Annotated in this window: 12 protein-coding genes; 6 read left to right on the forward strand and 6 right to left on the reverse strand. The window is 22.9% G+C overall.

The genetic code is table 11. The features are described 5' to 3' along the window. Window positions 1-586: 586 nt before the first annotated feature. The 6 genes from CWO85_RS02995 to CWO85_RS03020 all read right to left on the reverse strand — a co-directional run bounded on the left by CWO85_RS02995 (window position 587) and on the right by CWO85_RS03020 (window position 8,014). A complete protein-coding gene (locus CWO85_RS02995; protein WP_121464156.1) occupies window positions 587-1,360 on the reverse strand; it encodes a DUF2963 domain-containing protein in 774 nt (257 codons plus the stop codon). 2,379 nt (window positions 1,361-3,739) lie between these two features. Next, on the reverse strand, window positions 3,740-5,143 hold the full coding sequence (locus CWO85_RS03005; protein ID WP_121464158.1) for an ATP-binding protein: 1,404 nt from the start codon (window positions 5,141-5,143) through the stop codon (window positions 3,740-3,742). 1,265 nt (window positions 5,144-6,408) lie between these two features. Beyond that, complete coding sequence (locus CWO85_RS03825) at window positions 6,409-6,531, reverse strand: hypothetical protein (RefSeq protein WP_268876791.1); 123 nt, start codon at window positions 6,529-6,531, stop codon at window positions 6,409-6,411. A gap of 181 nt (window positions 6,532-6,712) precedes the next feature. After that, window positions 6,713-7,015, reverse strand: a complete 303-nt coding sequence (locus tag CWO85_RS03010; RefSeq protein WP_121464159.1) for a hypothetical protein — start codon at window positions 7,013-7,015, stop codon at window positions 6,713-6,715. A gap of 13 nt (window positions 7,016-7,028) precedes the next feature. Further along, entirely contained in the window at window positions 7,029-7,283 is a 255-nt protein-coding gene (locus CWO85_RS03890; RefSeq protein WP_121464263.1) for a toprim domain-containing protein, read from the reverse strand. Further along, window positions 7,220-8,014: a hypothetical protein gene (locus tag CWO85_RS03020; RefSeq protein WP_121464160.1), complete on the reverse strand. Its 795-nt coding sequence runs from the start codon at window positions 8,012-8,014 to the stop codon at window positions 7,220-7,222. Before CWO85_RS03020 ends, CWO85_RS03890 begins: the two co-directional genes overlap by 64 nt. Before the next feature lie 1,413 nt (window positions 8,015-9,427). Between CWO85_RS03020 and CWO85_RS03030 the strand changes: the two genes are divergently transcribed. The 6 genes from CWO85_RS03030 (at window position 9,428) to CWO85_RS03060 (ending at window position 12,879) form a co-directional block, all read left to right on the forward strand. Next, window positions 9,428-10,027 carry a sigma-70 family RNA polymerase sigma factor gene (locus CWO85_RS03030; protein WP_121464162.1) on the forward strand — a complete coding sequence of 200 codons (600 nt, stop codon included), beginning with the start codon at window positions 9,428-9,430 and terminating at the stop codon, window positions 10,025-10,027. A gap of 222 nt (window positions 10,028-10,249) precedes the next feature. Next, complete coding sequence (locus CWO85_RS03040) at window positions 10,250-11,095, forward strand: DNA adenine methylase (RefSeq protein WP_201736612.1); 846 nt, start codon at window positions 10,250-10,252, stop codon at window positions 11,093-11,095. Window positions 11,096-11,128: 33 nt separating this feature from the next. Further along, on the forward strand, window positions 11,129-11,464 hold the full coding sequence (locus CWO85_RS03045) for a single-stranded DNA-binding protein (protein ID WP_121464165.1): 336 nt from the start codon (window positions 11,129-11,131) through the stop codon (window positions 11,462-11,464). 184 nt (window positions 11,465-11,648) lie between these two features. After that, the gene (locus CWO85_RS03050) at window positions 11,649-11,939 is read left to right on the forward strand and encodes an HU family DNA-binding protein (RefSeq protein ID WP_121463924.1); all 291 of its coding nucleotides are present in this window, start codon (window positions 11,649-11,651) and stop codon (window positions 11,937-11,939) included. 29 nt (window positions 11,940-11,968) lie between these two features. Next, complete coding sequence (locus tag CWO85_RS03055) at window positions 11,969-12,256, forward strand: hypothetical protein (protein WP_121463925.1); 288 nt, start codon at window positions 11,969-11,971, stop codon at window positions 12,254-12,256. A 2-nt stretch (window positions 12,257-12,258) separates the two neighbouring features. After that, entirely contained in the window at window positions 12,259-12,879 is a 621-nt protein-coding gene (locus CWO85_RS03060) for a hypothetical protein (RefSeq protein ID WP_121464166.1), read from the forward strand. Window positions 12,880-12,914: the final 35 nt, after the last annotated feature.

The raw sequence follows: 12,914 nt of genomic DNA on the forward strand, positions 1-12,914 counted from the left end.
AATTTATTAAAAGATAATTTTTAATTTAAATATTAATAAATAAATAAAAATAAATAACTATAAAGTGAGGAATAAAGAAAATGGTTCAAAATAATCAAAAACAATTAAATTAAAAAAGAAAGAAAAAATAAATATAAAATTTACTAATTAACAACAAAAAAATATAAATATAATTTATTTTTTATATTTAATTATGTTAATTATTTTATATTATTTTAAAAAAATAACATTAAAAGGAATATTTTTAGAAAAATTAGTATTTATGTTTTTGGCTAAAATAATGACAGTAGAAAAAAGATAAAAAATGTTTTTTAACGAAATATCTTTTAAAATCGAGGAATAAAGAAAATGATACAAATTCATAAAAGAAAAAAACTTAAAACAATTGTTGCATGACAGAATTCATAAAATTTCTTATAATTTTTATTCAACTATTTTTTTATTTATATTATGTCGTTAATGGGATTTTTATATACAAACATAAGACATGATATAAAAGAAATCGAAAATGATATATAAGAATAGATAATTTTTTATATATTTTTAATTTAATTTTAGGTATTTTTAATAAGATCCACTTCTTTTCTCATTCTCTAATAGAACCATCGGGATTGTAATAGGTTGTTTCGATTAAGTTTCCGGTATATGAATCGTATTTGTTGATATAATCTATTGTTTGGTCATGAGGTTGGAAAATAGTTTCTTTAATTTTATTTCCGTTAGATGGATCGTATTCATCAATATATTTTATTTTTTTGCCGTCAGATCGTAATTGAGTTACTTTGATTTTTGTTTCAGTAGATGGTTCGAATTTATTGATACAGTCTATTGTTTTCCCGTCGGAGCAGAAATTAATTAATTGAATTTTATTTCCAGTAGATTGATCGTATTCATTAATGACATTTATTGTTTTTCCGTCGGAATTGAATTCAATTGATTCAATTAAGTTTCCAGTAGATGGATTGAATTCGAGAATACAAAATATTGTTTTCCCGTCAGAACGGAAATAAGTTGATTTAATTAAGTTTCCGGTAGATGGATCGAATTCAATGATATTGCTTATTTTTTTTCCGTTATCTTGAAATCTAGTTTCTTTAATTCTTTTTCTAGTAAATGGATCGAAATAAGTTTCTTTAATTTTATTTCCATTAGATGGATTATATTCGTTGATATATTTTATTGTTTTTCTGTCAGGTTGGAAATGAGTTTTTTTGATTAATTTTCGAGTAGTTGGATTGTATTCATTTGTATAGTTTAATATTTTACCAGTGAAGTAGCAATAACCTAATATCAAAATAAAAATTACAAAGATTATCACAGGGGCTGTCCAAAGACATATTTTTTTTGTTTGAGGCTTCATATTTTAGGTTCGATTCCTTTTCTGATTTTCGTTTAATTTTAAGTTAAAAAATTTTTTTTAATTTTTCAAATAATAATTTTTATTATTTTATATAAAGATTTTAGTTAAAAAAAAAAAAAAACAAATTATATATAATTATTAAATAATAATTTTTAAATCTTTTTTTAATCTTAATTTATGTAAAAAAAAAAAAAGTTAAATTATTTATTTTTAAATAAACGATTTAACTTTTTAATTTTTATATTTTAAAAAGCTTTGTTTTGACAAAACGATGAAAATTTTTATTTTTACTTTTCATTTTTATAAAACTTATAAATATGAAAAAAATAAAGATTATAAATATATATTATTAATATATTTTGTTTTTTTATTATTAGTTGATTATGTAGGTGCTGTTTTTTTAGTTTCGTTATTTGTAATTCTAGTGTTTGCGATTGTGTTACAGAGTTCGAAAAATTTAAATATTTTTTTTGTTTTTTAAAAAATATTTACAAATAACTATTAAAAAAATAATTTTCATATTTTTTATAAAAATATTTTTAAAAAAATAAAGTAAATAAAATAGGGAAAAATATCACTGTCATATCTTTTAGGTTCGAATCCTACCTTTTAGATCATTATATAAAACAATATAAAGATTTTATTAAAATAATCCGTATTTTGAAATTTGAATATATAACATAATTAATACTTTTATTAAGTCGAAAATAGTATTCGAATCAAAGTATCCTATTATATAAAAAAATACAGATAGATAATATGTGTTTATGAGGAGTTTTTTGTCTCCCTTTTATTACAAAATGGCCACTGTCCAAACGGTACGAGCAAGTTCCCAAGCATACCGTTTTCCACAATTGTCTATGCTTTAATCAATCTAGATTACATCACTGCAACTTTCGAGGTTTTATTTCCAAAACTTCGTTGGTAGGTCTTCCGAGTTTATCGAGGTTATCACTCGCAGATTTCCGTAATTACTCCAGACAGTCTCTTCGTACTGTCAACAGATTAACAATTACTGAACCCTTTCGAGCTATGTATCGCTTTCCGATGCTTCTTGGCAGTGCGATTATCATGGATAATTCCGATCCACGTTTTACTTCTACTACTGACTGAATGGTCTCTTTACCTTGATTACCTCAATTATGTCTTTTAGAATTCTTAATTTTCCGTCTATAATGCTCTTTGATAGTTTTAGGACTATTCTTAACCATCTTTGAAACTCTTTCTTTCAAAAGCTGTTCTGTCTTGGCCGATTTATAACTGAAATTACTAACTTAATAACTGTTTATAATGAAAATATAAATGCATAACTTTTCATTTATATCGCTTTCAGTCTACACGATTGATTATTAGCTTACGTGTAGGTTTATTAATTATATGGATAAATCAAATGCGTTTATGGAGAGTTTTATGTCTCTCTTTTATTACAAATTGGTCCCCATCCAAACGGTACGAGCAACTTTCGAAGCATACCGCTTTCCACAACTGTCTACGCTTTAATTAATCTAAATTGCATTACTACAATCTTCGAGGTTTTATTTCTAAAACTCCGTTGGTAGGTCTTCCAAGTTTAGTGATTTCTCACAAGTTTCCGTAATTTCTCCAGACAATCTCTTCGTACTGCCAACAAGATTAACAGTTGCTGGCCACTTTCGCCTTATACATTGCTTTCCAATGCTTCTTGGTAGTGCGATTATCATGAATGTTCTGACTCATGTTTTGCTTCTACGACTACTAGGTGGTCTCTTTATCCTTGAGACCTATTGCTTTCTACCTCAATAGTTTAATTGATTTCTCAATTTGTCTTTTAGGATTCTCCAATTTCCGTCTATAATGTGCCTTAATAGTTTTAGGTTCTGTCTTAACCGTCTTTAAAACTCTGTCTTTCAAGAGAACCGTTCTACCTCGGTTGATTTATAACTGAAATCGCTAATTTAATAGCTGTTAATAATGAACATATAAGCACAATACATATTTACCCATATCGCTTTCAGTCTACACGGTTATTTATTAGCTTACGTGTAGGTTATTAAATTACTATTTGCTTTTAACAGTTTCACGAATTTACACCGTTTTCCATGACTATCTTAATCTTGCGAGAACATCTTGCCTATCTAATTCGGCTCATTTCGCTTTCGTGACTGCTGTAATTCCTCATTCTTTCGTTTAAAGAACCGTCGGGATTTCTCCTTTTACGTGATTTCATGCTATCATTACAAGCATGGCAATTGGCTAAATTACCCCATTATACCGTATATTTGCGCCCTGTATCTTAAATTAAAATATAAATCTTTTTTAAAATGAGTCTTCTTTTTTTATAAATTTTCTTTTTTTAAGATGCAAATTATATATAAAATTAACTTAGAATTATATATAAAATTAACTTAGATTATATAAATCATCTGGAATAAATAAAAGGTAGTTATTATTTTGAATTAATTTATCATCAAACCCATTTTTAGAAAAAAAACCTAGTTGAATATCGGTATTTAAGAAAAAATTTAATTTTTTCAGATGTTCTTTTTTTTGTTGTAATTGCTTGACGATTTTGAAATCAATTTTCGAATTACTCCATTTACATTCGAAAATAGTTGTTTTATTTTCGGTATCAGTTAAAATAATATCAATTTCGCAATGAATATTTTCTTTTGTATTGTTTGCCCAATATCTTCCAATCTTTTTAATTTTTTCATTTTGGTAATATTTTTTAAATAAAAAAGTTTGGCAAATTTTTTCGAATTCCAAAGAAATAAATTTTTCCAATTGAGGTAAAATAAACAATTCATAAAATTTATTTTCATTCATAATGATACTTTCAGATTCGTTTTTTTTAATAAAAAAATAATAAAATTTAAAAAAAGGATCTGCGAAAGAATAGTTAGTTTTTTTAGGTTTCTTTGAAACTTCTTCAAAAGAGATTTCTTTGTTTATTAATTTCATGTTTGTTAAAGTTTTCAGTAAATTAGTTATTTTAGGTATGTCTTGTTCTAATTTGTTAGCAATATACGAAATTGTTTTATTATTTCCGTAAGATAAAATTTTAAAAATAGGTTCATAAACAGAAGTTTTTTTGTTTTCATGCCCTAAAAGAGAAATTAAAACTTCTTCAATATTATTTTTTTCTTGTAAAAAAATAGTTTTAATATTAGATTTTAAATCCTTTTTAGGGTTAATTTTTTTCAAAACAAAAGGCATACCTCCAAAAATACTATAAAATTTAATTTTATCAATAGCATCTAAATCAGAAAAAAACAAAGATGCTTCTTTATAATCGAAAGGTAAGAGTTGTATTTTTTTAAAAGTAGTTCTATTATAAAGTGGATTTAGATAACTATCTATTGATTCCATTATTCCTAAATGACTACCTGATAAAATAATTTTTATTTTACTTTTAGAAACTATTTCTTCATATATTTTTTGAAAAATTGACATAATTGACTTATCGCTTTGTATCAAATAGGAAAATTCATCTATAATTAAAACGATTTCTTTTTGATTTGCTTTTTTATAAAAATATTCGAATAAATCATAATAATCTTCAAAAATATATTTCGGATCTTTAAAAAAAGTTGTAATTCGTTTTGTTAAAGTTTTTAAATTATTGGGCAATCCTGTTTGATCAGCTATAAAATAAATAACTTTTTTTGGATTTTGTTTTTGAATTTGTGTTAATAAAGCAGTTTTTCCTACTTGTCTAATTCCATATATAATACCGAATTCATGTTTAGGAGAATTAATGATTTTTTGCAATTTTTGAATTTCTTTGTTTCTTCCGATAAACATTTTGCACCTTTTTTCTTTTTTTTATATCTATAATTATAGCATTTTTTATTAATTTTTTTGACAATATTTTTGTTAATTTTAATTATTTTAGATGTTTTTTAGAGATAATTAATTCGAAACATACTCATTTACGTTTGAGTTAGATTTAAATGAGTCTTTTTTGGATTAAAAATAATTACTTTTAATAGCGAATATAATAATGGTAGTAATAAAAAAAATAAATTAATTTTTTATGTTGTTTATGTTGATAAATAAAAAAAATAATTTATAATATTAATAATTAGTTTTTGATAATTGCTTTTGGGTAATTTTAAAAAATGTTTATTCTGGGTCAGTTGCGGTTTATAATAAAAAAATTAATTTATTGGTCTTTATTTGCATTAAAGGCTTAATTTTTTTTCATTTTATAAACATTTTTTTATGTTTAGCCTTTAATTTATTACTTTTATAAATATTTTTTATGTTAAAAGTGGTTTTTTAACATTTTATAAACATTTTTTATGTTAAAGCTTTAATATTTAACATTTTATAAACATTTTTTATGTTAAAGCTTTAATATTTAACATTTTATAAACATTTTTTATGTTAAAGCTTTAATATTTAACATTTTATAAACATTTTTTATGTTAAAGCTTTAATATTTAACAATTTATAAACGTTTTTTATGTTAAAAAGCGTTTTTTTAACAAAAAACCGCTTTTTATTTATAAAAACAGTAATAAAACAGTTTTTGCATGTGTTTTGCACGTGTTATATTTAAAAAACAGTCTTTTTTTATGTTTTTATATAAATTTTTATATAAATTTATATATTTTTTATGCTTTTTATATAAATTTTTATATATTTTTATATAAAAACATAATTAATTTGTGTTTTTTTATAAAAATTTATACTTTTTTTATATAAATTTTCATATGTTTGTATAAAATAATAATGGTTTTAATGTTTGTATTTTGATTTTTACGTGTTTTTTATTGTAATTTTGCGAAAAGACAAAAGGTGAGGTGTGGGTCCTCATTTTTTTTGTTTTATATACTTTTTTTTATGTTTCCAATGTTTGTTTTCTTTCTTTTAATTCCTCCGCGTTTTTTTTTTTTTTTATCCAATATATACAATTTTGTTTTTATTCTTTCCATTAATTGTTTTATATGTTTATGCCCACCGATTAAAAACCATTTAAACTTGTAATCATCGCTTTTATAATTTCAATTTTTGTATAAATGTTTTCAATTTCTTTTATATTTTGTTTGTTTCGTTCGTTTATTTTAATTTTTGTTAATATTTGTTTTAATTCTATTTTGTATTTGTTTATTTTTTGTATTAATTCTTGTTTTGTTTGTTTGTTTGTTTATTCTTTCTAATGGTTTATAATCTTTTTCATTACACATTTTTTTTAATTCTCATTACTTATTTATATATTTTTAAATCCTTAATAGGATTTTTTTTATTTTATAATCCCCTACGCGTTTTTTTTTTTTTTTATTGTAATTTTTAACTTTAAATTTTCTTTTTTTGTTATTTGTATATATATTTTATATACTTTTAACCCCTCCGCGTGTTTTATCTCTCTCATTTTGCATTTTGTATTTGTTCTTTGCTTTCTCGTTCTTGTTGTTCTTTTTCTTTGATTAATTCAATTAAAAAAATATCATTAATTACATTTTTTATAATTTTTATTTTTTCGCTTTCTATTTTTCTTAGTAATTTTATACTCTCATCGCATATCGGCTGTAAATTGTAAAATGCTTTTATTTTATATTTTAAAAATCTTTTATACTTTTTTAATGTTTTTTTGTCCCCTATATGTTCTCGTTCCGTTTTAATAATTAATTTTAATTTGTCCCTATATTGTTTTTGTTTCGTTTGATTCAAAATATATATTCTCTTAACTTTCTAAAAATATTTTTTTATATGTTTTAACATCATAATTTTTTAATACGTCGTCGGCGTCTTTACAATTGTAATGACTGCTGATTTTTTTTATTTCATTTGTTATATGTTCGCTGTTTAATTGTTGTTTTATGCGCTGTGCGTTCTTTTCTCCGCTCTCGTCGTTATCTAATGCGATTATAACTTTTATGTTATTTTTTTTAAAAAATTTATCATATACAAACTTAATAATTTTGTTATTGTAATTAATCCTACCGCGTTTTTTATTTTTTTATCATGACAGCTGATGACATCAAAAAATCCCTCGTGGATGATGGCCGTTTTTGTTTCTAAGATTGCATTTTTGGCCTCACTGAATCCATAACAAATATAAAAAATATCGGTCTTGCTAAAATTAATTTGTGCTTTGTATTTAGGATTATATTTGTTTATTTCTTTATTATGATTATGCTTGTAAAAATGATATGTGTTGTTATTGTGTATAACTGGTATTACTATACAATCACACAGTGCATCATATAACGAATGTGTTTTTTGATTTTCAAATAATAAATACGTTCTTAAATATCCCTTAATATTTAAATTATTTTTTGTAAGATAATTTAATAATTTTGTACTGTCTTTATTGCTATAACCTAATTTAAATTTTTTGATTGTTTCCAATGATAATTTACGTTTGTTAATTAAATAATTTAACGCCGTTTTATTTTTCATTAATTCCTCATGATAAAAATCGCTTACGATGTTAAAAAACGGACTGCACTCTCTCATGATTTGTTGTTTGATCGCTAATTGTTCGCTGTCGCTTTTTATTTTCTCGGCTTTATGTTCTCCGCTTGTTGTTTTGTTTTTTATTCTTTGTATTTTTTGTATTTCTTGTTTTTCATAAAAACATTTTATTTTTTCCGTTTTATAAATATTGTTATAAATATAATCTAATTGAAAAAGGGCGGTTTTAAAATCTTGATTGGTCTTCTCCATGTATATATCTATAACATCCCAGCTTTTATTACCACCCCCCAGTAAAAAACCTTATTTTTATTGTTTATATCACAGCTGGTTTTGCTTTTGCTTTCATGATATAAACAGTTTATTTTTATATCTCGCGTGGCGTCTTTTGATACAACGTTTAAATGTTTTAACAATATTAACATATTTATTTTTTTAACATTTTTTATATTGTCATTAATTATTTTTATTATTTCCATTTTTTATTTATTCCTTTTTAATAAAAAAAAGTTTGTATGGTTTTCCATACAAACTTTTTTTTTTTTTTTAAATCAATTATTACTCGGTCGAGTTATTACTGTATTTTATTTCAATTTTTGATGATTTTTTAATTGGCGGGCATAAACATATAAAACAATTAATGGAAATAATAAAAACAAAATTGTATTTTTTGAATAAAAAAACAAACGCGGAGGAAATAAAAAAAAGTAAACAAACATTAAAACAATAAAAAAAGGTATATATAAACAAAAAAACGAGCCTAGCCGCTCGTTTTTAAGAAATAAAAAATAATTTGTTAGTTGTTTTTATAAAAAAGGCTTTATTTTAGATACTTTGTTTTTGAATCTTTCATAAAAAACCACTTTTTATATATAAATTATACATTGAAAAGTAAAAATCACAACAAAAAAACACATACACGACCAAAATACGAACGTTAAACATATTTATTTTTTACAAACAAACGAAATTTTATATAAAAAAATAAAACACGCGTAGGAAAATAAAAAAATATGTTCAAAATAAAAAAAATATATAAGGAATAAAACGAATTATGCAAATAAAACATTTAATATATAAAAAAAATATTCAAAACATAAAATTTTATATAAAAAAATATTAAAAATATATTCAAAACATAAAAATTTATATAAACATTTATTAAAAAAAATAAATTTATATAAAATTTTATTAAAAATATATTTTAAGTTAAAAAAAAGATAAAAACATATGTAAAACGTAAATTTATATAAAAATTTATTAAAAATATATAAATTTATATAAAATTTTATAAAAAAAATATAAATTTTGATAAAAAAATATTAAAAATATATAAAAATTTATAAAAAAAATAAAAATCTATTGAAAACATATTGAAAATCTATTGAAAACATATATTTTGAAACAAAATATATATAAAAATATATGTAAAACGTAAAAAAAAGTAAAAAATTTATTAAAAATATACAAAAATTTATTAAAAATATATAAAATTTTATAAAAAAATAAAAATATATAGTTAAAACTGAACTGTTCCAAAACTTTAGACACTTTTTATTTTTTAAAAATTCTTTAAGGCTAACTATTAAGTTAGTCTTTTTTTCTTTTCAAAGACTAAAAAATAATTTCCTATCTTTTCTAAAAATATTTTTAGAAAGGAATTAAATGTTAAGAGAAAAATTATTTAAAGATTTTTTAAAAAGTAAAAAGAATTTAGAAATGCGTAATCAATTAATCGATTTACATTTGCCCTTAGTAAAAAAACTAGTTTCTAAATTTAAATATTACCCATGCGTACTTCAAAAAGATGATTTATACCAAGAAGGGGTTTTAGGATTAATCAAGGCTTTAGATAATTATGTAGATTTAGGTTATGACTTTATCGCTTATGCGACACCAACTATCAAATCAGAAATCAGAGAATTAATAAGAAAAAGTCATTCACCTTCCGTTCCTCAAAAGATTCATAAAACTAATAATCCTTCTTTTCAAGAAGAAAAACATACATGGCATTGTCAAATTCTTAACCCTCATCAATTATGGTTAAAACAAGTTAATCATGAAATTTTTTTAAAAAAAATGAAAGTTAAGTTAAGCAAAACCGAATTCAAAATTATCCATTTAAGTTTTGGTGTTCCTTTAGGGAATATCAATGAAGATTATCAAAGATGTTATACCAACACCGAAATTGCTGAAAAACTTAATTTATCTTTAAAACAAGTAAAAAACATTAAAAACATCGCCATCAATAAATTAAAAAAATAAAAAGACCCGAATAAGGTCTTTTTTTATTAAGAAAGGAAATATAAATGAAGTTGAATCCTAAAATTATTTTAACTATCTTAAGTTTCACCTATATTGGTTTTATAATTACAAATCTTATGACGTTATTTTTTGATTTTAATTTAGGAATCAAAGCTAACACAACGATAAGCCTTATATCGGATATTGTCTTTTTATTTTATTTATCGATTAAAGAGAACAAAAATGCAAAAATTCATTAATTGGGTTGGTTGTAAAAAGAAATTATTACCACATCTTTTACCTTTAATTCCTAAAAAATTTAAAACTTATTACGAACCTTTTTTAGGGAGCGGCGCCTTATATTTATCCTTAATGCCTAAAAAAGCCATTTTAAACGATAATGACACACAACTCATCCAAATATGGAAAAGTATTTTATATAATCCTCAAGATTTTTATAATAAAGCATTAGCTTTTGAAAACTTTATTTATCAATATCCCAAATCGCAACAAAAACAACAAAAAACAGCTTTTGAAAACTTATTAAAACAATATAATCATTTATTAACTAAAAATAAAAATAGATCAACCAAAGCATCACTTTTCTTTATTTTAAGTAAATATTGTTTTCGTGGCATTTTAAGATACAAAGATAATACATCCTTATATACAACTTTTGGTTATAAGTCTAAATATAAAACTAGCCTATTAAATTTAAATGATTTATTCTTCTTACAAAAACATTTTCAAAAAAACAAACATCTCTTATTGTGTACTGATTATCAAAAAATAATTGCCAACGCCAAGAAAGATGATTTTGTATTTATTGATCCACCTTATTACAACGGCAAAAACATCACTATATCATCTTTTTACAAAGGAGTTTTTGGTTTTACTGAACAAGTGAAATTATTCAACTGTCTCGAAAAAGCCGATAAAAGTGGAGCTAAATGGTTATACACCAATTATGATACTCCCGAAATTAGAGCATTATTTAAAAATTATTACTTCCAAAGTATCAAATCTAGTACTAGCCATAATTTGACAAATAAAAACAATAATCATGAAATTATTATTACCAATTATTAAAAAATTTAAAAATTAGAAAAGAGAAATAAAATTATGTTAAACAACGTTCAATTAATAGGTCGAATTACACATGACCTTAAAAAAGAATATATTCAAAGTAACAACGAACAAGTCCCTAAAATAGATTTTCAATTAGCTGTTAACCAAACCAAAGACAAAGTTCAATATATTCCTTGTGTAGTTTTTAGAACCCAAGCTGAAAATTTTCATAAATACTTACATAAAGGGGCCAAAATATATGTCGAAGGTATCTTATCCGTCCAAAAATATACCAATAACGAAGGTCAAAAGAAAACAAATACAAAAGTGATCGTCCATAAAGTCATCTTTTTAGATAATAAATCTCAAACTGATAATTTACCATTTTAAAACAAAAAAACATTAATATTGAACATCTTAACTTTTCAAAAAAATCAAAATAAAAGGAGAATAAAAAATTATATGAGCGACGCCATGACTGAAATATACCGTGGTACTTACTTCAAAGACCGCAGCAAATTAAAACCCAAAATTAAAAATAATAATAAATCAAATAAAAAGGAGAAACCCAAAAATGACTAAAAAAGAATTAATTAAAAAAATCGCTTTATCCAACAAAACTTCTGCAACTAAAACAGAAGAATTTTATAACTCATTTGAGAACGCTCTAATTGAAGCTATCACATCCAACGAAGAAGTAATTTTATCCCCTCAAATTGGTAAATTCAAATTAAAAGCAAGAAAAGCATATGTAGGTAAAAACCCCAAAACAGGAAAAAAACTAGAAATACCTGCAAAAACGGTAGTAACTTTCAAATTATCTAAAACCATTAAAGATAAAGTGAAAGATTTAAAATTAGAATAAACAAATATCAAACAAAAGGAGAAAAAAATATGAATAAAATCATTAAGAAAAAACCAAAATCTAATACTAACGAAACAAATCACAACCAAAAAATAAAAACAATGACTAACCCTAAACAAGAAAATATAACTATTGTCCCAACAAAAAAATGCAATTTATTAAAAAAAATCACTCACACAACTATGTTTATTTTATATTTTATGGCAATTACTTTCTATTTTATGGTTATTTACTATGAAAATAAAATTCCTTGGTTTACTACAGGAATCAATAATTTTATCAACTTAATTAAATCAATAATCCCAGGAGGAAAATAATTATGAAATCACAAACAAAAAAACAAACAAAAAATAAAATTTTTACCATTTTAGTAGTTTTTATTAGTTTATTTTTTACCATCGTTTCAATTACTGCTTTACAAAATTACTTCGCCCGACAAAGAAAAGAAAAAATTTCATTGTTAGATAAATTCCCTTTGTTTAATGTTGAACGAACTAAAGGAAATAACGAGGATAAAATTCTTATACCTCTTCCTATACCAAACTTCAAACCAAGCAAATATCAACATTTAATCGAAATGGAACATAAAGCTGTACTTAACACAAATGGAGTAGAAATGGATCCTTTATATTTAAAAATAACTTCTTCATATGATACTAAAACAACTTTTGAAAATCCGACAAATTTTTTTAATTTATCAATGAAAGTTAATAATAATGAATATGATGAATCTCAACGTCCTTTAATGGCTTTAAAAGAAGGAAATGGAACTATAACAATCCAAATCGGTATCGAACAAAAAGAAATTATTAAAGAAACTATCGATGGAAAAAAACCTGAATTAGACTTAATTTTTGATTACGAATTAGTTGATTCTCAAGGCAAAGCTTTCAGTGGTGGCAGTCAAACAATCAAAAATAAAATTACTAATTTAGCATAATAAAACATCAAAAGACCAATTATTAATTGGTCTTT

The sequence above is a fragment of the Candidatus Phytoplasma ziziphi genome (assembly GCF_003640545.1).
GTDB lineage: Bacteria > Bacillota_I > Bacilli_A > Acholeplasmatales > Acholeplasmataceae > Phytoplasma > Phytoplasma ziziphi.

Bases quoted from the DNA above. Each gene is read 5' to 3' on its own strand.
- CWO85_RS03055 (WP_121463925.1), top strand. From the start codon at position 11,969: ATGAATAAAATCATTAAGAAAAAACCAAAATCTAATACTAACGAAACA.
- CWO85_RS03060 (WP_121464166.1), top strand. From the start codon at position 12,259: ATGAAATCACAAACAAAAAAACAAACAAAAAATAAAATTTTTACCATT.
- CWO85_RS03040 (WP_201736612.1), top strand. From the start codon at position 10,250: ATGCAAAAATTCATTAATTGGGTTGGTTGTAAAAAGAAATTATTACCA.
- CWO85_RS03005 (WP_121464158.1), bottom strand. From the start codon at position 5,143: ATGTTTATCGGAAGAAACAAAGAAATTCAAAAATTGCAAAAAATCATT.
- CWO85_RS02995 (WP_121464156.1), bottom strand. From the start codon at position 1,360: ATGAAGCCTCAAACAAAAAAAATATGTCTTTGGACAGCCCCTGTGATA.
- CWO85_RS03045 (WP_121464165.1), top strand. From the start codon at position 11,129: ATGTTAAACAACGTTCAATTAATAGGTCGAATTACACATGACCTTAAA.
- CWO85_RS03030 (WP_121464162.1), top strand. From the start codon at position 9,428: ATGTTAAGAGAAAAATTATTTAAAGATTTTTTAAAAAGTAAAAAGAAT.
- CWO85_RS03020 (WP_121464160.1), bottom strand. From the start codon at position 8,014: ATGGAGAAGACCAATCAAGATTTTAAAACCGCCCTTTTTCAATTAGAT.
- CWO85_RS03825 (WP_268876791.1), bottom strand. From the start codon at position 6,531: ATGTGTAATGAAAAAGATTATAAACCATTAGAAAGAATAAACAAACAA.
- CWO85_RS03050 (WP_121463924.1), top strand. From the start codon at position 11,649: ATGACTAAAAAAGAATTAATTAAAAAAATCGCTTTATCCAACAAAACT.